At 63.6% G+C, this 20,533-nt stretch carries 18 protein-coding genes; 13 read left to right on the top strand and 5 right to left on the bottom strand.

Going from position 1 to position 20,533, the window contains the following annotated elements:
• Positions 1 to 114 precede the first annotated feature (114 nt).
• The 4 genes from AC1DSC_RS07490 to AC1DSC_RS07505 form a co-directional block, all read right to left on the bottom strand.
• Positions 115 to 1,653, bottom strand: a complete 1,539-nt coding sequence (locus tag AC1DSC_RS07490) for a lipopolysaccharide biosynthesis protein (RefSeq protein ID WP_478131792.1) — start codon at positions 1,651 to 1,653, stop codon at positions 115 to 117.
• Positions 1,654 to 1,694: 41 nt separating this feature from the next.
• Complete coding sequence (locus tag AC1DSC_RS07495; RefSeq protein WP_436298329.1) at positions 1,695 to 2,741, bottom strand: NAD-dependent epimerase/dehydratase family protein; 1,047 nt, start codon at positions 2,739 to 2,741, stop codon at positions 1,695 to 1,697.
• Complete coding sequence (gene tviB / locus AC1DSC_RS07500) at positions 2,738 to 4,021, bottom strand: Vi polysaccharide biosynthesis UDP-N-acetylglucosamine C-6 dehydrogenase TviB (RefSeq protein WP_436298328.1); 1,284 nt, start codon at positions 4,019 to 4,021, stop codon at positions 2,738 to 2,740. Before tviB ends, AC1DSC_RS07495 begins: the two co-directional genes overlap by 4 nt.
• A gap of 129 nt (positions 4,022 to 4,150) precedes the next feature.
• Positions 4,151 to 5,224: a polysaccharide biosynthesis/export family protein gene (locus AC1DSC_RS07505; RefSeq protein ID WP_436298326.1), complete on the bottom strand. Its 1,074-nt coding sequence runs from the start codon at positions 5,222 to 5,224 to the stop codon at positions 4,151 to 4,153.
• 346 nt (positions 5,225 to 5,570) lie between these two features.
• Between AC1DSC_RS07505 and AC1DSC_RS07510 the strand changes: the two genes are divergently transcribed.
• From AC1DSC_RS07510 to AC1DSC_RS07535, 6 genes are all read left to right on the top strand, one after another.
• On the top strand, positions 5,571 to 5,819 hold the full coding sequence (locus tag AC1DSC_RS07510; RefSeq protein WP_418147095.1) for a DUF3789 domain-containing protein: 249 nt from the start codon (positions 5,571 to 5,573) through the stop codon (positions 5,817 to 5,819).
• A 605-nt stretch (positions 5,820 to 6,424) separates the two neighbouring features.
• Positions 6,425 to 6,931 carry a Csu type fimbrial protein gene (locus AC1DSC_RS07515; RefSeq protein ID WP_018902941.1) on the top strand — a complete coding sequence of 169 codons (507 nt, stop codon included), beginning with the start codon at positions 6,425 to 6,427 and terminating at the stop codon, positions 6,929 to 6,931.
• 25 nt (positions 6,932 to 6,956) lie between these two features.
• Positions 6,957 to 7,685: a fimbrial biogenesis chaperone gene (locus tag AC1DSC_RS07520; RefSeq protein ID WP_436298325.1), complete on the top strand. Its 729-nt coding sequence runs from the start codon at positions 6,957 to 6,959 to the stop codon at positions 7,683 to 7,685.
• A gap of 85 nt (positions 7,686 to 7,770) precedes the next feature.
• Entirely contained in the window at positions 7,771 to 10,047 is a 2,277-nt protein-coding gene (locus tag AC1DSC_RS07525; protein ID WP_436298324.1) for a fimbria/pilus outer membrane usher protein, read from the top strand.
• The gene (locus AC1DSC_RS07530; protein ID WP_436298323.1) at positions 10,044 to 11,072 is read left to right on the top strand and encodes a Csu type fimbrial protein; all 1,029 of its coding nucleotides are present in this window, start codon (positions 10,044 to 10,046) and stop codon (positions 11,070 to 11,072) included. The genes AC1DSC_RS07525 and AC1DSC_RS07530 overlap by 4 nt, the downstream gene beginning before the upstream one ends.
• A gap of 132 nt (positions 11,073 to 11,204) precedes the next feature.
• Entirely contained in the window at positions 11,205 to 11,672 is a 468-nt protein-coding gene (locus AC1DSC_RS07535) for a hypothetical protein (RefSeq protein ID WP_436298321.1), read from the top strand.
• Positions 11,673 to 11,704: 32 nt separating this feature from the next.
• Here AC1DSC_RS07535 and AC1DSC_RS07540 read toward each other — a convergent pair whose 3' ends face one another.
• A complete protein-coding gene (locus AC1DSC_RS07540) occupies positions 11,705 to 12,358 on the bottom strand; it encodes a hydrolase (RefSeq protein WP_436298320.1) in 654 nt (217 codons plus the stop codon).
• 127 nt (positions 12,359 to 12,485) lie between these two features.
• On the opposite strand from AC1DSC_RS07540, the gene AC1DSC_RS07545 reads away from it, so the two are divergent.
• The 7 genes from AC1DSC_RS07545 to AC1DSC_RS07575 all read left to right on the top strand — a co-directional run bounded on the left by AC1DSC_RS07545 (position 12,486) and on the right by AC1DSC_RS07575 (position 20,500).
• Positions 12,486 to 13,382 (top strand): LysR family transcriptional regulator, encoded by an 897-nt coding sequence (locus AC1DSC_RS07545; protein ID WP_436298319.1) that lies wholly within the window; start codon positions 12,486 to 12,488, stop codon positions 13,380 to 13,382.
• A 74-nt stretch (positions 13,383 to 13,456) separates the two neighbouring features.
• Entirely contained in the window at positions 13,457 to 15,007 is a 1,551-nt protein-coding gene (locus AC1DSC_RS07550; RefSeq protein WP_436298318.1) for a PAS domain-containing protein, read from the top strand.
• Positions 15,008 to 15,171: 164 nt separating this feature from the next.
• Complete coding sequence (locus tag AC1DSC_RS07555) at positions 15,172 to 16,689, top strand: amidohydrolase family protein (protein ID WP_062362031.1); 1,518 nt, start codon at positions 15,172 to 15,174, stop codon at positions 16,687 to 16,689.
• 68 nt (positions 16,690 to 16,757) lie between these two features.
• Positions 16,758 to 17,798, top strand: coding sequence for an ABC transporter substrate-binding protein (locus tag AC1DSC_RS07560; RefSeq protein WP_436298788.1), 1,041 nt, complete (start codon positions 16,758 to 16,760; stop codon positions 17,796 to 17,798).
• Positions 17,799 to 17,934: 136 nt separating this feature from the next.
• Positions 17,935 to 18,801 (top strand): ABC transporter permease, encoded by an 867-nt coding sequence (locus AC1DSC_RS07565; RefSeq protein WP_436298317.1) that lies wholly within the window; start codon positions 17,935 to 17,937, stop codon positions 18,799 to 18,801.
• On the top strand, positions 18,798 to 19,610 hold the full coding sequence (locus AC1DSC_RS07570) for an ABC transporter permease (protein ID WP_436298316.1): 813 nt from the start codon (positions 18,798 to 18,800) through the stop codon (positions 19,608 to 19,610). Before AC1DSC_RS07565 ends, AC1DSC_RS07570 begins: the two co-directional genes overlap by 4 nt.
• Positions 19,611 to 19,639: 29 nt before the next feature.
• The gene (locus tag AC1DSC_RS07575; protein ID WP_436298315.1) at positions 19,640 to 20,500 is read left to right on the top strand and encodes an ABC transporter ATP-binding protein; all 861 of its coding nucleotides are present in this window, start codon (positions 19,640 to 19,642) and stop codon (positions 20,498 to 20,500) included.
• Positions 20,501 to 20,533: the final 33 nt, after the last annotated feature.

Below are 20,533 nucleotides of genomic sequence, written 5' to 3' on the forward strand. Positions count from 1 at the left end.
TCCGCCTGCGTCTTGGGATTACAGCTACTTTCGGTAGTTGCACGTTTTATGCGTTTGCGATGCACCTGATAGTCCATATCATCGCAAACCGCGGAAAAAAGGAGCGTGGCGTTTCTAAAATTCATAACGCACTTTCTTTCTCCTCATCTTTGTCAGCAATCGCTCCACTTTTGCAAAGGGAAACGGTCGTATTGCAAGCAAGACAATCGGGCCGTAAATTGCCGAAAAAACAATCATTTTTAGGGCTAGCTCACCCCAAAGTCCTGCCTCCCACAGTCCTCCAAACATATAGGCGGATGCACTCGCAATGATTGAGGCAAAAATAATCGGCGCCAGACTCCGCATCGTCGAAGCCAAGGAGATTCCGAGAGCGCGATGAGAGCAGAAGAGATTCACTGCGAGATAGGGACCAGCAAATAGGAAACTCTCTATAATCACGAGCGTTTTTATCTCACTTGAAACTATCGCTACGAACGGCAGCACGGTCAAAGAGAGCCCTGTCAGGGCAAAGTTCATTCGCAATTGCTCCCGAGCTTTTCCTGCGGCTAGGAACAACCATATAGTAGAGGTCGATATTGGCAAAGCCATTGCGGCGAAGGCGAACCATTGCAGCAAGCGGGCGGCTTCCTGCCATTGCGGACCATAGAGAATTTGAATTATTTCCGCGCCCCCCGCAAATAAAAATGCTCCGGCCGGGCATCCAATGATGGAGGTAGCAATCAATGCCTTACGATAGAGTGAGGCGAGCTTCTCAGGATCGGTTTTTAATGCTGCCAGGGACGAGACCATGACATCGGTTACAACCATTGACGCATATTGCGTGGGCATTGATTTCACGCCGTTTGCGCGCTGATAATTGCCCATAGCGAGGCTCCCAAAGCAACGCGCGGCCAGAATTCCGCCCAAGTACAACTGAAAGTAGCAAACGTAATTAGAGAGAGCAAATCCTGCTCCTTTACGCAGCTCAGGCAATGCAACAGAAAGCTTGCGTGGCCAACGCGGAACCGCTTCGGACAGCATGAGCACTGCGGTAGATCGAACCGCATGCATGCAGACTACTTGGCTTGCTACAGCCCACACTCCGCCTCCCTTAAGAGCCAACCCAACTCCAACGGCGCAACTCACAAATAACGCTACCGTATCGATCACATTTAGCTTTTTTTGCTGAAGTCGCCGGCGAAGTAGCGCCGCTGGTTGTGTTGCAATACTATTAAGAAAAGCTCCGCCGCCAATGAAGAGGCTGAGCCATCTCAGTTCGGGCGCGTCGTAGAACTTAGCTAGGAGAGGTCCGGCCGCAGCAGAAAGCCCCAACAGACCAACTCCAAATGCAAGACCAAAGAAAAAGAGTGCGTCGAATTTTTCTTTGTCATACGTCGGCGATTGGACCGTTGCCCAAGTCAGCGCCGTATCAAATAAGACAAGAAATGCCAAAAATGTCAGCGCTATCGCCGCAACTCCGAACTCGGTTGGAGTGACGTGACGCGAAACAACCATGGTGGTACCAATCGTGAGCACCTGACGCACAACAGTCAGAAATATGGACCAACCTGCAGCTCGTCTCGCGAGTTTTGGAACTTCATCACTAGATGGCGGCCGGTATATCGCCTCCGATGTATCGCTTTGTGCCGAGCGATGGTCAGCGGGGCGGCTCATTTCCGTTTTTGGCCTTGCCATAGTGGGCATCTTCAACCGCCTTAACGCTTTAGCCCAAGATACCAAGGCACGGCGCAAGCTATGCCTGCATGAATAGGGTGGCTCGGCTCATATCCAAGCAGCGCTTTTCCTTTACCCACATAAGCTTGCGAGTGGCGTACGTCCCCTGAACGGAAGTCACGATATGACGGCTCTTTTGAATACGAGATACCGTTGGCAGCGAGCGTGTTTCGCAGCTCATTAAAGAGTTGGTTGAGTGTGGTGCGATCGCCAACTGCAACGTTATAGATTTGATCCCGGGCCTCGACTTTTGGAGTAGTAGCGGCGAGCAGGTTTGCCTGAATAGCATTAGCTATAAAGCAGAAGTCCCGGCTAGTTTCGCCGTCCCCATTTATGAATATGTCCTCGCCGGAAATCATTGCTGCCGCCCACTTTGGAATTACCGCCGCGTAGGCACTATGGGGATCTTGGCGCGGTCCAAATACATTGAAGTAGCGAAGGCCGATCGACTTAAACCCGTAGCTCCGCGCAAAAACATCCGCATAAAGCTCATTGACGAGCTTGGTTACCGCGTAGGGCGACAAGGGCTTGCCGATCACGTCTTCGACCTTTGGCAACGCCGGGTGATCGCCATATGTCGAGCTGCTTGCGGCATAGGTGAAGCTCTTCACTTCGGCGTCGCGCGCCGCCACCAACATGTTGAGAAAGCCATCGATATTGGTGGCGTTGGTGGTGATCGGGTCCGCAAGGCTGCGCGGCACCGAACCCAATGCGGCTTGATGCAAGACGTACTCCGCGCCCTCGCATGCACGGCGACAATCCTCCAGTTTGCGGATATCGCCTTCGATGAAAGTGAACTGCGCCCATTGATCTGTGGTGACCAAAGTTCGCACCTCGTCAAGGTTGCGCTGGTGGCCAGTGGCAAAGTTATCCAAGCCCACGACTTGCTGGTCGAGCTTGAGAAGCGTCTCGAGAAGGTTGCTGCCAATGAAGCCGGCCACCCCCGTGACCAGCCAGGTATGGCGTTCTCTGGCCAAACGTTCGAGCAACTGCTCGTAAGCAGTCGAATTTGGGGTGGAAGCCGTCATAGCCTTCCGTCCGCGGCGCCCAGCGGCAAGATGCTCTTGACGTCAAAAAGCACGGCGCCTGCCTGGCCCAAGGCCTTGATGCCGGATTCGCCCAGGGCAACAAACTGGTGGTGCCCCACTGCCAACACCACGGCAGCGTATTGGCCGGGTGGGGGCATTTCGACCAGGCATTGCAAGCCGTATTCATGCTCGGCATCGGCCACGTTGATCCACGGGTCGAACACGTCCACTTGAACGTTGTAGCTCTGGAGAGTACGCACGATGTCCACCACCTTGGTGTTGCGCACGTCGGGGCAGTTTTCCTTGAAGGTCAACCCCAGCACCAGAACCTTGCTGCCCAGCACCGGCAAGCTCTTTCGCAGCATCAACTTGATGACTTCGTCGGCTACGTGGATGGCCATGTTGTCGTTGATGCGGCGGCCCGCCAGGATCACTTCTGGGTGGTAGCCGACTTCAACCGCCTTATGGGTCAGGTAGTACGGGTCCACGCCGATGCAGTGACCGCCCACCAGTCCCGGACGAAAAGGCAGAAAGTTCCACTTTGTGCCTGCAGCCTGCAAGACCTCCCCTGTGTCGATACCGAGCCTGTGGAAGATCAGGCTCAGTTCGTTCATGAGCGCAATGTTCACGTCGCGCTGGGTGTTTTCAATCACCTTTGCGGCTTCCGCCACTTTGATGCTGCTGGCCTTGTGGGTGCCGGCGGTAATGATCTGGCTGTACAGCTGGTCAACGGCTTCCGCGACCTCGGGCGTGCTGCCGCTGGTCACTTTCTTGATGGTCGGCAGACGGTGTTCCTTGTCGCCAGGATTGATCCGCTCGGGGCTGTAGCCGCAGAAGAAGTCGACGTTGAACTTCTTGCCGCTGAATTTTTCCAGCACAGGCACGCAGACCTCTTCGGTTGCTCCGGGGTATACCGTCGACTCGAAGATCACGATTGCGCCAACCGGCATTACCTTGCCGACGGTTTCGCTGGCCTTGATGAGAGGCGTCAGGTCAGGCCGATTGGCGTTGTCGATGGGCGTGGGAACCGTCACGATGAAAACAGCGCAATCTCGCAAGTCATCGGGGTGCGACGTAAACGCCAGTTGAGCGGCGGCCTTCAGTTCTTCCGGCGTGGTTTCCAGGGTGTGGTCACGTCCGCTCTGCAATTCAGCAATGCGCTTGGCATTGATGTCGAAGCCGATCACCTGGCGCTTCTTGCCAAACTCCACGGCAAGGGGCAGACCCACGTAGCCCAGGCCAATGATGGCAATCGGTCGATTTGAATGAATGGCTTGCATATTGACTACCGGCACAAAAAAAGACGGCACGGCCCCTGCCGCCACGCCGCGCTTGCGGTTGTTCTTTTTCTTGAGGCAAGTCCCTGCGCCGCTAACCGCTAAAGGCGGCGCGGGACTTTCAGGCTTCGACTAGCGGTGCCTGACGTACGTCTCGCTGGCGCTGTTCACCACCTGCGCAGACGGAAGAATCAAGCTGACGACGCGGTTCCACTTCACGAGCGGTACGGGGTCGATGTAGACCACGTCTTGCGGCTCCAGGCTGAACTGCCTGGCCAGCACCATGGCAGCGGGGTTCTTGGCGTCCAGGTGGAAGATCGCGGGCAAGCCGGTGGCACCCTGGCGAATCACATAGATCTGGCCAGGGTTGGCGGTGGTGAGCACCGGGCCGCCCGCTTCGCCCAGCGCCTCGTTCAGGTTGAGGCGGCCGTTGCTGCGCATCGTGAGTGCAGACGGAACGAGGACTTCGCCCATCACGTACACCTTGGCGTCTTCGCGGGCGCCCACGCGGATGGTGTCGCCGTTTCTCAGCGGAATGTCATTGCCGTCGCGGCCAGCCTGGCGCAGGCGCGTAAGGTCGATGTCGACGGACTTGCCGTCGCGCACCAGGGTGACGTCAGCGCGGTTGCCGTTGACGGTGATGCCGCCGGCGCGATTGATGGCCTCGCTCAGCGTCATGGGCACGTCGGTGAAGATCTGCGAGCCGGGTGAGCGCACTTCGCCTTCTATATAGGCGCGGCGGCTGCGGAACGACTGGATGCGCACGGTCACTTCGGGCTCGCGCACCTGGGTGACGATGAGCTTGGAGATCAGGTCGCCCGCCTCTGCCTCGGTAAGGCCCGCAACCCTGACACGGCCGACGTACGGAAAGGCGATTTCGCCGGACGAATCGACGATGAAGCCGGGCGCCACGCTCACGCCGGTAGGGTCAGCTTGCTGGGAGATAACGGCGCCGGCATTGGGCAGCAGCTCGGGGTGGTCATACACGATGACGCCCACCACGTCTCCGGGGCCGATGGTGTAGCGCTGCGGCTTGCCGAACAGGGCCTGCACTTCAGGCGGCACGTTCTTGGGCGAGGTTTTGGCCAGCGTGCGCACAAGGGCTGGCGTGATGGGGGTGATCCGGTCTTCCGGTGCGGCGTCGGGCAGGTACTGGAACTTGGGGGGCAGTTCTTCGGCAACCTGGTACGGCTCGACGGGACCCATGCCCGGAGCCACGGCGCAGCCCTGAAGCACGGCCGCACCCAACATTGCAGCGGCAATCCATGCCGCCGCGTTCACTTCTCGTCTCAAAACAGTCCCCTGGTTGTTGCAGCGAGGCCGACCACGGCCCAAACAGGGATCAGCTGTTGCTGAATGCTCCTCCCTGTACCTATATTTTATCTTTTGTAGCTAAACGTTTGTATTAAGAAAGTGATGCGGATCACTTTTCCACGAAAAGCTAACGGCTTTTACGTTTTGCTACCCATTAGTCTATCAAAATGTGATGGATGCCCTTGCCGGGCAAAGTTGATAACTGTTAGCAGTGGGATGCACGAGGTAGCAGGGAGAAATGAACAAGTTGTCATCCCACGTTTTGGGGAGGTCGGCGCTTTTATTTAGCCCCGCTGCTGCAGCCCTACTGCAATCAGTAGGCGGTCAGGTGCGCTGTGTCCAATGCTTTGAAAAAGAAGCCTTTGGGAGGGAATTTGCCGCCAACACCATGCACACCTTTGCAATCGACACCGGAATCTTCGTAGCTGGCGCCTTTCTGGGCGTGGTACTCATGTGCCTGCTCTTCGTCTCGCGGTCGGACGACTGACGCCGCCCTGCCCCGGATCCAAGCCGGGGTCAGTTAACTGTTGTTGCTACGCATCACGGCGGATGCGCCCTTCGGCACCCGTTTGGAGGCCCTAGGCGCCCTTGCCCGCCACGGAAATCCGTGATGGAGTTGGCAAAATCGCTTTTAAAATGTGAGCACGCTCCTGTGACAACTGGTACTTCAAGCTACATTTTGTAAGTCAGAAGTGACTTAGGTCGCAGCAAAACGGGCATCGGCACTCGAAAAACGATTGCCGCGCCTGCCGTGCCGATTGCTTCTGCACACCCCGCCTTTTGGGCGGGTTTGTACAGCCAGAAGGAATCCGGCACGTACCGGAGCTTTCGCCCCCGTACAGGGGCGCCTTCGAGCCAAAAACATCCATTTGCCAGGCGGCGGGGTACCCCCTGCCCCGGCAGATTGGGTACCCACGGGAAACCTCAGAGCGTGTCAACACCGCGCGACGACTTGGAGCGCGTCTGTTGACTTTTTGAAACTAAAGTTCCAATAATCTCACATTGAGAACTATAAGGTTACTTTGCTACAGCAAGCCCCGTGGTCCTCAACCCCGTCTTCACAACTCTTTTTTTAACCAGTCGGCGTTCACCATGAAAAAACTCTCCCTCATCGTTGCAGCCACCCTTGCAGTCACCACCAGCGCTGTCTTGGCAGCCACGAGCCCGGCCACGGCCACGTTCCAGGTCCTGATCAATGTGGCCAAGGCCTGCTCGGTCGTGGCGGGCGCTGGCTCGAAGATCGACTTCGGCTCGGTCGATTCGTCGGCCACCAACCTGAGCGGCAACAGCAACATCAGCGTGACCTGCTCCAAGACCACGCCTTACAACATCGGCCTGCTGCCTTCGAACAACAACACCACCGGCGCCGGCGTGATGAGCCCCGCGAGCGGTTCGGACACGGTGGCCTACCAGCTCCGTTCGGTGAGCGCTACGGGCTCGGTCTGGGGCAGCACGGCAACGTCCACCGCCGTGGGCAACGGCGTGGCCGGCACCGGCACCGGCGCGGCACAGACGATTCCCGTGTACGCCACGGTCGCCAGCGCCAACGTGACGCCTGGCGACTACTCGGACACGGTGACGGTCCAGGTCAACTACTGATCGATTGATCGATCGATTGCCGCCCATGCGCCGCCTGCTTCGCCATACCGCCGTTCTCGCGCTTGCCCTGGCGCAGGCGGTTGCATTGGCGAGCGGATTGCAGGTGTCGCCGGTCACGCTGACGCTGCAGGCCACGCAAAACGCCGAAGGCCTTTGGCTCAGCAACACGGGCGACACGGTGGTGCATGCGCAGGTGCGGGTCTACCACTGGGCGCAGGAGAACGGCGCAGAAAAGCTGACGCCCTCGCGCGAACTGCTGGTCAGTCCGCCGATGGTGCAGCTGGCCGCCTCCGACAGGCAGCTGATCCGCGTGATTCGCACGGGCGTTCCGGCCGGCACGGTCGAAGGCTCTTACCGGGTGGTGATCGACGAGCTGCCGGTGGAGATGAAGGAAAAGAAGGGCCTCCAGCTGGTGCTGCGCTATTCGGTTCCGATCTTCATTGCAGCGGCGGGCGCGCAGTCGTCCGAGCCGCAGCTCGCATGGTCGCTGCGCCGCGAAGAAGGCCAGGCCGTGCTCGAAGTGGCCAACACCGGCGGCATGCATGCGCAGCTTGCCGATGTGGAATTTCTCGACACGGTGGGCCGCCGCACGCCGGTGCATGCGGGCCTGCTGGGCTACGTTTTGCCGGGTGCGCGCATGCGTTGGCCACTGAAGACTTCCGCGGAGGCTTTTGCCCTCGGCGGCATCCTGGAAACGAAGATCAATGGCAACGCGACGCAGGAAAAAATCCCGCCGCTCCCACGCGCCCGCTGAGCGCCTGCTGCCACTGCTGCTTCTTTCCGGCCTGATGTCTTTTGCCGCCCAGGCTGAGAATGCCGCAGCCGGCTCGAGCGCATCTTTGGTCGCGCCCGCGGAGGGCGAGCTGGCCGGCCCCACCGGCAGCGACCTTTATCTGGACCTGAGCCTCAACGGCAACCCGCAGGGGCTGGTGCACTTTGGCCTGCGCGGCCAGGAGCTGTGGGCCAGCGCCGCCACGCTGCGGCAGCTGGGCTTTGTGCTGCCGGCGGGCGTGTCAGACCCGGTGCGGCTCAAGAGCCTTCCGGGCTTGCAGATCAAATACGACGCAGCAACCCAGAGCGTTGCCATCAACGCCTCGGCCGAGGTGCTGCGCCTGCCGACGACGGTGGTGGACACATCGACCACCATCGTGCCCAAGGCCAGTGCTTCGCCCGGCCTGCTGCTCAACTACGACCTGTATGGCACGCAGGGGCGCGGCAACACGTCGAGCCTGAATGCGCTGACCGAACTGCGCGCGTTCACCGGAAGCACGGTGCTCAGCAACACGATGATGTCGCGCTCGGCCCGCCTTCCGGGCGAAGGCTGGACGCACGACTCGGTGCGGCTGGACACCACGCTGAGCACCTCTTTTCCTGAAGACATGCTGACGCTGCGCGTGGGCGACACGACCACGGCTTCGCTGCCTTGGTCGCGCTCCACGCGCATCGGCGGCATCCAGCTGTCGCGCAACTTTGCGCTGCAGCCCTATCGCACGACCACGCCGCTGCCGGCCTTCCTGGGGGCGGCTGCGCTGCCTTCGCAGGTGGAGCTGTACATCAACGGCATGCGGCAGTACACGGGCCAGGTGCCGGCGGGGCCGTTCCAGCTGAAGACGGTGCCGAGCATCAATGGCGCGGGCAATGCGCAGGTGGTGTTGACCGATGCTTTCGGGCGCGCGACGACGCTCGACTTTTCCTTGTACGACACGCAGCGGCTGCTGGAAGCGGGCCTGTCGGACTGGTCGGTGGACTTGGGCATGGTGCGCAAGGACTACGGCCTGCGCTCGTTCCAATACGGCAGCGATCCGGCGGCCAGCGGCACCTGGCGCTATGGCGTGAACAACAGCTTCACCATGGAAGCGCACGGCGAAGCCACCAAGGGATTGGTCAAGGCCGGCGTGGGCGGCGCCTGGCTGCTCGGCCAGAGCGGCGTGCTGGCGGGCGCGGTGGCGCACAGCAGCTACCGCTCGGAGCAAGGCTCGCTGGTCAACCTGGGCTACAGCTGGCGCGACAACCACTTCAACTTTGCGGTCGAGGGCACGCGCACCTACGGCGAGTACCGCGACGTGGCGTCGCTGTACGGCAGCGCGCCGCCGCGCGGATCGGGCCGCGCTTCGGTCGGCTACACCACCGGGAGCTTTGGCAGCTTTGGCCTGAGCTACCTGTACCTGCGCTATCCCGCACAGGCGGCGACGCGGCTGGCCAGCGTCTACTGGTTCAGCGCGATTGGCCGCAGCGCCTCGGTGAACGTGAGCCTCAACCAGAACCTGGACAACCGGCGCGAACGCAGCCTGTACGTGGGCTTCACCTGGGCGCTGGACGGCAAGATCACGGCCAGCACGGGCGTGCAGCGCGACGGCGACCGCACCACCTTCTCGGCCGACGCGCAAAGCTCGATTCCGGGCGAAGGCGGCATCGGCTGGCGCGCGGGCCTGCGCCAGGGCGGCGGCCAGAACGGCGGCCAGGCCGAAGTCGACTACCTGGGCCGCTACGGCCGCGCAATGGCCGGCATCAGCGTGCTGGGCGACAGCCGCTACGCCTACGCGGGCGCCACCGGCTCGATCGCCTTCATGGGCGGCCAGCCCTTTGCAGCGCGGCGCATCGACGATGCCTTTGCGGTGGTTTCCACCGACGGCATCGCAGGCGTGCCGGTGAGGCTGGAGAACCGCGACATCGGCACGACGGACAGCCACGGCATGCTGCTGGTGGCACCGCTGCGGGCATACCAGAACAACCAGCTGTCGATCGACCCGATGCAGCTGCCGGCCGACGTGCGCATCGAGCGCGTGAAGACCGTGGCCACGCCAAGCGACCGCGCCGGCACCTTGGTGCGCTTTGGCATCACGCCCGTGAATGCGGCGGCGCTGCTGCTGGCGGACGAGGCGGGCAAGCCGCTGCCGCTGGGCAGCCGGGTGCGCGTGAACGGCGGCACCGGCGAGCCGGCGCTGGTGGGCTTTGACGGCGCCGTGTACCTGGAATCGCTGCAGGCGCGCAACACGCTCGAGGTGCAGACACCGGGCGGTGGCCGCTGCCGCGTGAGCTTCGACTATCGCAAGGAAGGCGCAGGCATTCCGCAGATCGGGCCGCTGCGCTGCATCAGGGAGGGGAAGACGCCATGAGCTTTTCTTTGAGCCGCACTTTGCGGGCGCTGCGCCTGCCGCTGTTTTGCGCGTTGCTTTGGTGGGTGGGGGTGGGGAGTGCGCAGGCAGCGATTACTTGCACGGCGCAGATGTCTGCCCTGAATTTCGGCACCGTGGAGTTGGTCGACGGGAGTACGCCGCCCTCTCCCACCGCCACGCTGGACTACACCTGCACCAACAACGGCACTTCTGCCGAGATCGTCAGGGTCTGCTTCAACATTGGTGACGGCGATGAAGGCCTGACAAACTTCAACCCGCGCGTCATGAAGAGCGGGACAAACAGTTTGAAGTTCCAGCTCTACCAGGGAACGAGCAATGTCATCTGGGGTTCGAGCGGCAACGGTGTGGTGCCGAACCCCTTCATCGCCACGTTCAGCGTTCCTCGCCGGACTTCCGGCACCGTCCCGGGAAGCTTCTCGGGAAGCACAACCATGCGAGGGGATCTGCTCGCAGGCCAGGGCACGGTACCTCCGGGTGCCTACCAGGACAACTTCGGCAGCGTCCACACCTCGATCACGTTCTCGTCAAGCACGACCGGCACGCCGACAGCATGCAACGGTACGGCGGCGGACAACTTTCCATTCTTGGTCAAGGCGACGGTCTCCAAAAGCTGCCTGGTCACGGCCGACCCGCTGAACTTCGGCACCATCGACGGCCTGCCGGGCATGGCCGACCGGGACCAGTTCAGCACGATCAACGTCACCTGCACAACGCCCACCAGCTACACGGTGGCGCTGACGCCCTCCAACAATTCGACGACCGGCATCGGGTCGATGTCGCCGACAGGCGGCGTGCCCGGCAACGCGGACGCGGTGCCCTACCGGCTCTACAGCAATGCCGGCCGCTCGGCTCCGTGGGGCAACGTCATAGGCACCAACACCGTCGCGGGCACCGGCACGGGCACGGTCCAGGCGCTGACCGTGTACGGCCGGGTGCTGGGCAGCAGCGTGAACGTGCGGCCGGACAGCTACCGGGACACCGTGACGGTCACCGTGACCTACTGAACGGCCAAGGCCAAGGGGAAGCCCTCCCAAAAAAAGCACGGGCGGCCTTAATTTTCCGGCTACTCTGCCGATAACCCAGTTTGGGGCATCGATGCGATGCCCTCCACCGAGGTTGCGACGAGAGGAGGTCCCATGTCCGGAAACATGTTGTCCCGTGCGGGTTCGGCCGGCCCGCCGCTTCCACCGCGTGCGGCCCGCACGGCGGCCGCCGTCGGCATGATGCTGCTGTTGCCGCTGCGGCTCGGCTCCGCGGAGCCGACGCACGGCCCGCACAGCGCCGCGGCACGGTTCAACGTGACGATGATCGTCCTGCCGACCTTCAAGGTGCTCCAGGTCACGCCGGTCAGTGGCGGCCACGAATACCGCGTCTGGACCAACATGAAGTCGGTGCTCATCAAGGGCCGCGAATACCAGTTCGACAAGATCGGCGAGACGACCTTCACGGTCGCGGGCACCACCGCCGACGGCCTCGACACCCTCGATCCCACCTGGCGCAGCGCCATCGGCGCCATGGCTGCCATCACGGCCCGCGCCGCACCGAAGGCTGCTGCTGCGGACGGAGATGGGAGCAATTCGATGCGGGTGACGGTGACTTACTGAGCGTGATGGGGGCGGCGAGCGCCCCCCTCAGATCATCCTGCCTTGCGCGGCACAGGCGTGTTGAGCAGCTGCTGCTCCCAAAGATACGCGATGCCGCTGCCGGCGAAGTGCTGGATGAGAATCTCGGTCAGTTCCTCGACGTGCTCGGTGCGCGCCCAATCGCGTTGCCATTCGCCAGCGAGCGCCATCACGGTCATCACATTCGCGCCGGCCGCGATCATTCGCTGGACGGCAACTTCATGGGACTCCTTCGAAATCCCGCCCGACGCATCGGTGATCACGGTCACGTCCCAGCCTTCGCCGGCGGCCTGGATGACAGGCATTGCAACGCAGACCTCGGTCCACAAGCCGGCGATGATCAGCTGCTTGCGGCCAGTCGCCTTGACGACGCTCACCACGTTCTCGTCCTGCCAGGTGTTCACCCAGGTGCGATCGATGACTTCCTGGTCTGGAAATACGTCGGTGATCTGCTTGAAGAGAAGTCCACCGCGCGCCGCGATCACGCTGGTGAGAATGGTCGGAACATTGAAGGCTTTTGCCAGCTTCGCCAGCGCGGTCGTGTTGTTCACCACGGCCTGCGGGTCATGGCTGTTCAGGTTGGAGAGCTGGTAGGGCTGGTGGTCGATGAGAACGAGTACCGAGTCTTCGGGACGAAGAAGCGAAGCCAGGCCGTTGCGAAAAGTCATTGATGAATCCTTTGTTTCGGTTGTGAGCGGGACATTGCTTGCCCCGAAGCAGGATTCTGTTGTTCCTCTTTTTGATGCGGTAGTACCATTTCGCGGCGAGCTGTGTCGCGCAATGAGGAACACCAAATTGGACATCGAAGAGCTGCGGACCTTCGTGGAAGTTGCCGATGCCGGCGGGGTTTCGTCTGCTGCGCTGCGGCTTGGGGTGTCCAAGTCGATCGTCAGCCGCCGCCTCTTCAGGCTTGAAGAGGAGCTTGGCGTGCAGCTGCTTTCGCGATCCACCCGCGGCGCTGCGCTCACCGAAGCCGGGGCCACGTTCCGGGACCATGCAGCCAGGGTCTGCGCCGAGATCGACGTGGCCAGGGAAGCGATCCTGCCCGCCGGCGACCTTCGCGGGCGCTTGCGCATTGCTGCGCCGTTTTCACTGGGCCCGACCCACTTCGCGCCCATCCTTGCGGAAATGGCACGACGCCACCCCAGGCTTCACATCCAGACCTGCTACAGCGACCGCTTCGTCGATCTCATCGCGGAGGGCTACGACTGTGCGATACGGGTCGGCTATCTCCCGGACTCCAACCTGATTGCAAGGCGCATCGGCCCGGTGCATGGAAAGCTCGTTGCGAGTCCGGCCTATGTCAAGGCGCATGGATCGCCCGAGACACCGGAGGAGCTCCTCGCCCATCAGGCCCTCATGCAGGGAACCGAAGCCTGGCACCTCACGGATGGCGACAAGACCATCACGGTTCGCCCGCAAGGGCGCTTCAAGGCCGACAACGGCACGGCGCTGGTCGCCGCTGCCACGGCAGGACTGGGCATCGCCTACCTGCCCGACTGGCTCACCCATGAACATGTGGCCTCCGGGGCGCTGGTGCCGGTCATGACGCGCCATCCGCCACCGCCGGCAGGTGCCTATGTCGTCCGGCCGCCCGGCCAGCATCCCGCACGGAAGATTCGCGTCCTCACCGAACTGCTGATCGAGTATTGCGACCAGCCTGCGCATCCTGTGGGAGCTGCCGCGGTTTGATGGGGTGCGTTGGCCGAACAGTGCTTGCCCTCGGCAGGGGGCTATAAAGCACTTTTGGGAACCTGCACATCGCCATGCAAAGCCAACCCGCCTCCCCTGCAAGCGCAACCCTCCTGGAGGACATCACGGCACCGATCGTCGAGCAGTTGCCGGTCGGCATTTTTCGCAAGGACACCGAGGGGCGCTTCACCTTCGTCAATGCCAGGTTCTGCGAAATGAAGGGCATGGCTGCAGAACGGATCCTGGGCCGCACGCCCGCGGAGATCGACTCCGACGAGGCGGCTTCCTGGCAGGTGATCGAGTCTGCGGTGCGGGGCCCTGACGGCACGGTCATCGGCAGCCAGGGAGTCTTGCTCGACGCGGCCCCGCGCAATCAAGAGGACGACGCCATGCTGGCCAACGAGCGCGAGCTGCTTCGCGCGCTGCTGGACAACTCTCCGGACCACATCTACTTCAAGGACGCGCAGTCCCGCTTCATCAAGACCAGCACGGCGCAGGCGCTGGAGTTTGGAATGGCCACGCCCGAAGGGCTGGTGGGAAAGTCGGACTTCGATGTCTTTTCCGAAGAGCATGCGCGCCCGGCGTTCGAGGACGAGCAGGAGATCATCCGCACGGGTGTGCCGATGATCGGCAAGATCGAAAAAGAAACCTGGATCGACGGGCGGCCCGACACCTGGGCCCTGACGACGAAGATGCCCCTGCGCAACCGCGCGGGCCAGATCGTCGGGACCTTCGGCATCACCAAGAACATCTCCGACCTGAAGGAGGCGGAGCGCCAGGTTGCCGAGGTGAACAAGCAGCTGGTCGAGGCCTCGCACCTGGCCGGCATGGCCCGCATCGCCACCAACGTGCTGCACAACGTCGGCAATGTGCTCAATAGCGTGAACGTATCCGCGGCGCTCATTCTTTCGCGCGTTCGCGCCTCCAAGGCCCCGGGGCTTGCGCGGGCCGTCCAGCTGATGGAAGAGCACGCGGACGACCTGGGCGCGTTCCTCGCTTCGGACCCCAAGGGCAAGGTGCTTCCGGGCTATCTGCGCCAGCTGGCCTCGGCGCTGGTGGCGGAGCAGAACGACGCCATCAAGGAGCTGGCGGCGCTGGGCAAGAACGTGGAACACATCAAGGAGATCATTGCCGCGCAGCAGGCCTACGCCGGCGCATCGAGGCTGCTGGAAAAGGTGCAGGTCCGCGAACTGGTGGACGATGCATTGCGCATCAACGCCGAGGCGCTGGCGCAGCGCCGGATGGTGGTGGAAAAGGAGATTGCGCTTCTTCCCGAACTGCTGCTGGACCAGGGGCGGATCTTGCAGATCCTGGTGAACCTGATCAGCAACGCCGAGCAGGCCATGGACGGCGTGACCGACCGCGAGCCCCGGCTCACGGTGCGCGTGGAGCTGGTGGCGGGCCAGCGGCTGCGCATCTGCGTGGCGGACAACGGCGTGGGCATTGCGACGCAGGCCCTGTCCCAGGTGTTCGTGCACGGGTTCACCACGAAAAAGACCGGCCATGGATTCGGCCTGCACAGCGCCGTGATCGCCGCGCATGAAATGGGCGGAACCCTCACAGCCCACAGCGACGGGCCGGGCACCGGCGCGGTGTTCACGCTGGAGCTTCCGGTGGAAACATGAGTACCTCGATGCGCCGCCCGAAACCGAAGTACCGCCCCGCAACATCCGCGCCGAGCTGTGCTCCTTATGCACGCACCGGCTAAGCAATACCGAAAGCCTTCTTTGGCAAGCGCGTGAGCCGCGCGTAGCCTGCGGCGTTCCTTTCCCTTCCAAGGAACCCGCAGATGAACGATCGTTTGAACCGCGTGCATGCCTCGCGCTCCGCCGCCGTGAAGGCCGGCCTCGACCATCCCGTGATCGACACGGATGTCCACGTCAACGACTACGCGCCCGTACTCGAGGATTACGTGGCGCAGTACGGCGGCAGCAAGCTGGTCGATGCGCTGCGCAAGGCGCTGGGCGGACGCTTCGTCACGCGCAATGGCGGCGGCAAGGACTGGTACCAGCAGACGGCCGAGGAGCGCCAGTTCCACCGCACGCTGCGCGCGCCCTGGTGGGCCCGCGTGACGCGCAACACCTACGACCTGGCCACCTACACGCTGCCCGCGCTGCTCTACGAGCGCCTGGGCGAGCAGGGCTCGGACTATTCGATCCTGTTCCCCAACGACGTGCTCTCGCCCGCCGCGGCCGGCAGCGAATACCGCCAGCCGCTGCATCGCGCGATCAACCACTTCCACGCCGACCAGTACCGGCCGTATGCCGACCGCCTGACGCCGGTGGCGGGCATTCCGCTGCACACGCCGCAGGAAGGCATCGAAGAGCTGGAGTTCGCGGTAAAGACGCTCGGCCTGAAGGTCATCAACATCGCAGGCGGGGTGCGCCGGCCGATCCGCGCCATCGCCGAAAAATATCCGGCGAAGGAACACCCGGAGATTGCGAAGCAGACCGGGTACATCGACTTCTACGGCATCGACAGCGAGCACGACTACGACCCCTTCTGGGCCAAGGTGGTGGAACTGGGCGTGCCCGTCACCACGCACTACGGCAGCCAGGGTTGGACCGGCCGGCAGTCGATCAGCAACTACATGAACAACCACATTGGCCACTTTGCCGATGGCTCGCAAGCCTTTGCCAAGGCACTGTTCTTCGGCGGCGTGACGCGGCGCTTTCCCGGCCTGCGCGTGGGCTTGCTCGAAGGCGGTGCCGACTGGGGCTCGCATGTCTACACGCACCTGGTGGACCGCTGGGAAAAGCGCAACAGGAACGCCGTGCGCAACTACGACCCCGCAGAGGCCGACGTCGAACTGCTTGCCTCGCTGTTCGAGCGCTACGGCGGCGACCTGCTCAAGGGCCGTACGATCGACAAGTCGACGCTGCTGCGCGACAGCCTCGGCCTCTCGGCGCTGCCGCACAGCCGAGAGCCGAACGAATCGGAGATCGACGATTTCGCGCTCGCCGGCATCGAGAAGGTGGAGGACATCCGCGACCGCTGGGTGAACAACTTCTACTTCGGCTCCGAGGCCGACGACCGCACGGTGGCCGCGGCGTTCAACACCAAGGTCAATCCGCTGGGCACCAGGATCAACGCGATCTGGTCGTCCGACGTGGGCCACTGGGACGTGCCCGAGTTCACCGAGCCGCTGGCCGAAACCTGGGACCTGGTGCAGCAAGGCGTGATCTCGGCCGCGGACTTCAAGGCCTTTGTCTTCGACAACCCGCACCGCTTCTACACCGAGGCCAATCCGCGCTTCTTCGAAGGCACTGAGGTCGGGCGCAAGCTCGGCCTGAAAGGCGCGAAGTGAACGGCGCGGCACGCTCCCTGTTCACCCGCCTGCGCCGTTGGGCCGCGCCACTGGGCACGCTCGCGCTGATGGCCGTGGCCGCGTTGCCCGCGCAGGCAGCACCCGACACCATCCGCATCGGCGTGGCCACCGCGGGCGGCGGCGACCCCGTCACCTGGGGCGGTTCGCCCGGCGGCGTTGCGCGCGTCAACAACTGGCTGGAGGAGGAGTTCAAGGCCACGGGCATCAAGGTCGAATGGCTGTTCTTCAAGGGTGCCGGACCGGCGGTGAACGAGGCGCTGTCGAACAGGCAGATCGATTTCGCCTACCAGGGCGACCTGCCGTCGATCGTCGGGCGCTCCAACGGCCTTAAGACCAAGCTGCTGCTGGCGAGCGGCGCGCGCAACAACCTGTACCTGGTGGCGCCGCCCAAGTCGGACATCCGCTCGATCAAGGACCTGAAGGACCGCACGGTCTCGATCTTCCGCGGTACCAACGGCCACCTCGTGGCCATCAACGTGCTGGCGGCCAACGGGCTGGCCGAGCGCGACATCAAGGGCGTGAACCTCGACACCGGCAGCGCGCAGGCCGCGCTGGTGTCGAACGGCGTCGATGCGGCCTTCGGCGGCTACGAGTGGTTCAAGGTGCGCGACCAGGGCCTTGCCAAGGTGGTGTATTCCACGCAGGGGCAGGACCCGGCCTTCACGCGCCAGGCCTCGCTGCTGGTGCGCGCGGATTTCGAGCAGGCCAACCCGGCCGAGGTGCAGCGCGTGGTCGACGTGTTCGTGCGGGCGGCGCGCTGGTCGTCGGACGAGAAGAACCGCGATGAGCTGTTCCGCATCTGGGCGCGAAGCGGCACACCGGTGGCTTCGTGGGCGGCGGAGTTCGACCAGCAGCAACTCGCGGTGCGCAACTCGCCGCTCGCCGACGACTTCATCATCGGGCGCTACAAGGCCGTGGTGGCCGACGCGCTCAAGCTCAAGCTGATCCGCCGCGAGGTGTCGGTCGACGACTGGTTCGACACGCGCTACCTGAAGAACGCGCTGAAGAAGCAGGGGCTGGAGAACTACTGGACGGCCTACGACGCCAAGGGACAGCCGAAGGCGGGTCCGTCGGTCGCTTCGCGATGAGGGCGTTGTCTTATCCCCTCTCCCGCTTGCGGGAGAGGGCTAGGGTGAGGGCATCGGCCTTCGCACGAGCACCGCATCTGCAAGCGCCGCTGGCCCTCACCCCAGCCCTCTCCCAGAGGGAGAGGGGGAAAAACCGATGAGCGCCGAAGTCGAATTGGCAGCCGTCCTGCGGCCTCGCGACGACGCGCCCGCGTCCGCGGCGCGAACGATCGCGCCGTTGCTCGCGCGGATGCCCTGGCGGCGCATCGGCGACAGCACGCTCCCCTGGCTGCTGCCCATCGCCCTGCTCGCGCTGTGGTTCACGGGCGCCGAGCAGGGCTGGATCTCGCCGCAGGTGCTGCCGCCGCCGCAGTTCGTGTGGGAAACATTGCGCGACCTGGCCATGAGCGGCGACCTGTGGCTGCACGTGAGCACCAGTTTCAACCGCGTGGGCGTCGGCTTCGCGGCCGGCACTTTGCTCGGACTGGCGCTGGGCTCGGCCATGGGCCTGTCGCGCAGCTTCGAGGCCTATGTGCTGCCCACCTTCAATGCACTGGTGCAGATCCCGGTGCTGGCCTGGCTGCCTTTCGTGCTGCTGATCGTGGGCATCGGCGAGCCGCTGAAGTACATCCTCATCGCCAAGGCGGCACTGGTGCCGGTGGCGCTCAACACGCTGCAGGGCTTCCGGCAGACTCCGCATGCGCTGCGCGAGGTCGGCCAGGTCTATGGCTATACGCGGCGCCAGCAGGTGCTGGAGATCGTGCTGCCGCACGCCGTGCCCACGCTCTTCACCGGCGTGCGGCTGGGCTTCACCAAGGCCTGGCTCTCGCTGGTGGTGGTGGAACTGGTGGCGTCGAGCGAAGGGCTGGGCTACCTCATCGTCTATGGCCGGCAGCTGTTCCAGCTCGACCTGGTGATGGCGGCCGTGATCGTGGTGGGTGCGATCGGCTATGCCATCGACCGCCTGCTCGATCGGCTCGAAACCTCGATGCACCGGCGCCAGCCGGGCGGAGCCGCGCCATGAACACCGTCACGCGGGAAGCCGCCGAACTGGCTGCCGTGCAACCGCTGCAGCCTGAGCAGCGCAGCCGCTGGCGCGGCTTCGTGCTGCCCGTGGCGGCTGTCTTGCTGTGGTGGCTGCTGTCGTCGCTCGACGTCGTGAACTCGGCGCTGCTGGTCTCGCCGGCCAAGGTGCTCGATACCGCCGTCGACCAGGTCGCGAGCGGACGCCTCTGGCGTGCGCTCGGCGCGAGCCTGGCGCGCGAAGCGACGGGCTTTGCGATCGGCACCGCGTCTGGCCTCGTGCTCGGCGCGCTGCTGGGGCTGTCGCCGCTCTTCAACCGCATCGCCGGTCCGAGCTTCAACACCTTCAAGCAGATCTCGCTGTTCGCGTGGATTCCGCTGATCTCGGTGTGGTTCGGCCTTGGCGACGTTGCCAAGGTGGTGTTCCTCTCGCTGGCTGCGCTGGTGCCGGTGGTGGTCAACACCTGCGACGGCATCCGCACCGCGCCGGCCGGCCTGCTCGAGGTGGCGCGCGTCTATGGCTACACGCGCTGGCAGACCGTCACGCAGGTGGTGCTGCCGGCCGCCCTGCCCTCGATCTTCACGGGCGTCTACCTGGCGCTCATCTATTCCTGGCTTGCGACCATCGGCGCCGAGTACCTGCTGGTGGCCGGCCGCGGCATCGGCAACACGCTGATCGAGGGCAGCGAGCATTTCCAGATGGACCTGGTCATCTTCGGCATGTTCGTGATCGGCCTCGTCGGCTGGCTCATGAACGCCTCGGCCCGCGCGCTGGAGCGCCGGCTGGCGCGCTGGACCGGGCGCGCATGAACCACGCACGCAGAAAGAACTCACCTTCCATGACCTCCCTCCTTGCGAACCCCTCCAACGAACTCGACATCCGCGGCCTCGGCAAGCGCTATGCCAGCACGCAGGCCAGCGGCGGCGAACTGCAGGTGCTCGAAGGCATCGACCTGCACATTCCGGCCGGCCGCTTCGTGAGCATCGTCGGCACCAGCGGCTGCGGCAAGTCCACGCTGCTGCGGCTCATCCTCGGCTTGGACGCGCAGTACGAGGGCCGAATCCTGCTCGACGGTGAACCGATCTCGGGCCCCGGCCGCGAGCGCGGCATCGTGTTCCAGGACCACCGCCTCTTTCCCTGGCTCACGGTGGAGCAGAACATCGCGGTGGGCCTGCGCAACGCACCCTTCAGCGCCAAGGAAAAGCGCGACCTGGTGGCCGAGCATGTCGCGCTGGTCGGGCTCGAGGGCTTCGAAAAATCGTGGCCGCACCAGATCTCCGGCGGCATGGCGCAGCGCGTGGCGATTGCGCGCGGCCTGGTGAACCGGCCGCGCGTGCTGCTGCTCGACGAACCCTTCGGCGCGCTCGATGCGCTCACGCGCTCGCGGCTGCAGAACGAGCTTCAGCGCATCTGGCAGAAAGAGCGCATCACCATGCTGCTGGTAACCCACGATGTCGAGGAAGCCGTCTTCCTGGGCGATCGTGTGGTGGTGATGCAGCCCTCGCCCGGCCGCATCCGGCGCACCGTCGAGGTCGACCTGCCGCACCCGCGCAGCCGCAGCGACCCGGCATTCATTGCCTTGCGCGACGACGTGCTCAGCGACTTCCTCGATGCCGATACCGACCGCACACCGATCGCAGCACCGCAACCTGAAGCGGTCGCAACCGGGCTGCCGCAGCGCCTGCAGCTGGCGTGGTGAGCGCGGCAACCCCTTTCCTTCATTTCCAAGGCA

The sequence above is a fragment of the Variovorax sp. 01N425 genome, from assembly GCF_056399465.1.

Excerpts from the sequence above, each read along its gene's own strand:
- AC1DSC_RS07535 (WP_436298321.1), top strand. The coding sequence starts at position 11,205 with ATGTCCGGAAACATGTTGTCCCGTGCGGGTTCGGCCGGCCCGCCGCTT.
- AC1DSC_RS07575 (WP_436298315.1), top strand. The coding sequence starts at position 19,640 with ATGACCTCCCTCCTTGCGAACCCCTCCAACGAACTCGACATCCGCGGC.
- AC1DSC_RS07495 (WP_436298329.1), bottom strand. The coding sequence starts at position 2,741 with ATGACGGCTTCCACCCCAAATTCGACTGCTTACGAGCAGTTGCTCGAA.
- AC1DSC_RS07510 (WP_418147095.1), top strand. The coding sequence starts at position 5,571 with ATGAACAAGTTGTCATCCCACGTTTTGGGGAGGTCGGCGCTTTTATTT.
- AC1DSC_RS07560 (WP_436298788.1), top strand. The coding sequence starts at position 16,758 with ATGGCCGTGGCCGCGTTGCCCGCGCAGGCAGCACCCGACACCATCCGC.
- AC1DSC_RS07530 (WP_436298323.1), top strand. The coding sequence starts at position 10,044 with ATGAGCTTTTCTTTGAGCCGCACTTTGCGGGCGCTGCGCCTGCCGCTG.
- tviB (WP_436298328.1), bottom strand. The coding sequence starts at position 4,021 with ATGCAAGCCATTCATTCAAATCGACCGATTGCCATCATTGGCCTGGGC.
- AC1DSC_RS07565 (WP_436298317.1), top strand. The coding sequence starts at position 17,935 with ATGAGCGCCGAAGTCGAATTGGCAGCCGTCCTGCGGCCTCGCGACGAC.
- AC1DSC_RS07490 (WP_478131792.1), bottom strand. The coding sequence starts at position 1,653 with ATGAGCCGCCCCGCTGACCATCGCTCGGCACAAAGCGATACATCGGAG.
- AC1DSC_RS07540 (WP_436298320.1), bottom strand. The coding sequence starts at position 12,358 with ATGACTTTTCGCAACGGCCTGGCTTCGCTTCTTCGTCCCGAAGACTCG.
- AC1DSC_RS07550 (WP_436298318.1), top strand. The coding sequence starts at position 13,457 with ATGCAAAGCCAACCCGCCTCCCCTGCAAGCGCAACCCTCCTGGAGGAC.
- AC1DSC_RS07505 (WP_436298326.1), bottom strand. The coding sequence starts at position 5,224 with ATGGGTCCCGTCGAGCCGTACCAGGTTGCCGAAGAACTGCCCCCCAAG.
- AC1DSC_RS07555 (WP_062362031.1), top strand. The coding sequence starts at position 15,172 with ATGAACGATCGTTTGAACCGCGTGCATGCCTCGCGCTCCGCCGCCGTG.
- AC1DSC_RS07515 (WP_018902941.1), top strand. The coding sequence starts at position 6,425 with ATGAAAAAACTCTCCCTCATCGTTGCAGCCACCCTTGCAGTCACCACC.
- AC1DSC_RS07570 (WP_436298316.1), top strand. The coding sequence starts at position 18,798 with ATGAACACCGTCACGCGGGAAGCCGCCGAACTGGCTGCCGTGCAACCG.
- AC1DSC_RS07520 (WP_436298325.1), top strand. The coding sequence starts at position 6,957 with ATGCGCCGCCTGCTTCGCCATACCGCCGTTCTCGCGCTTGCCCTGGCG.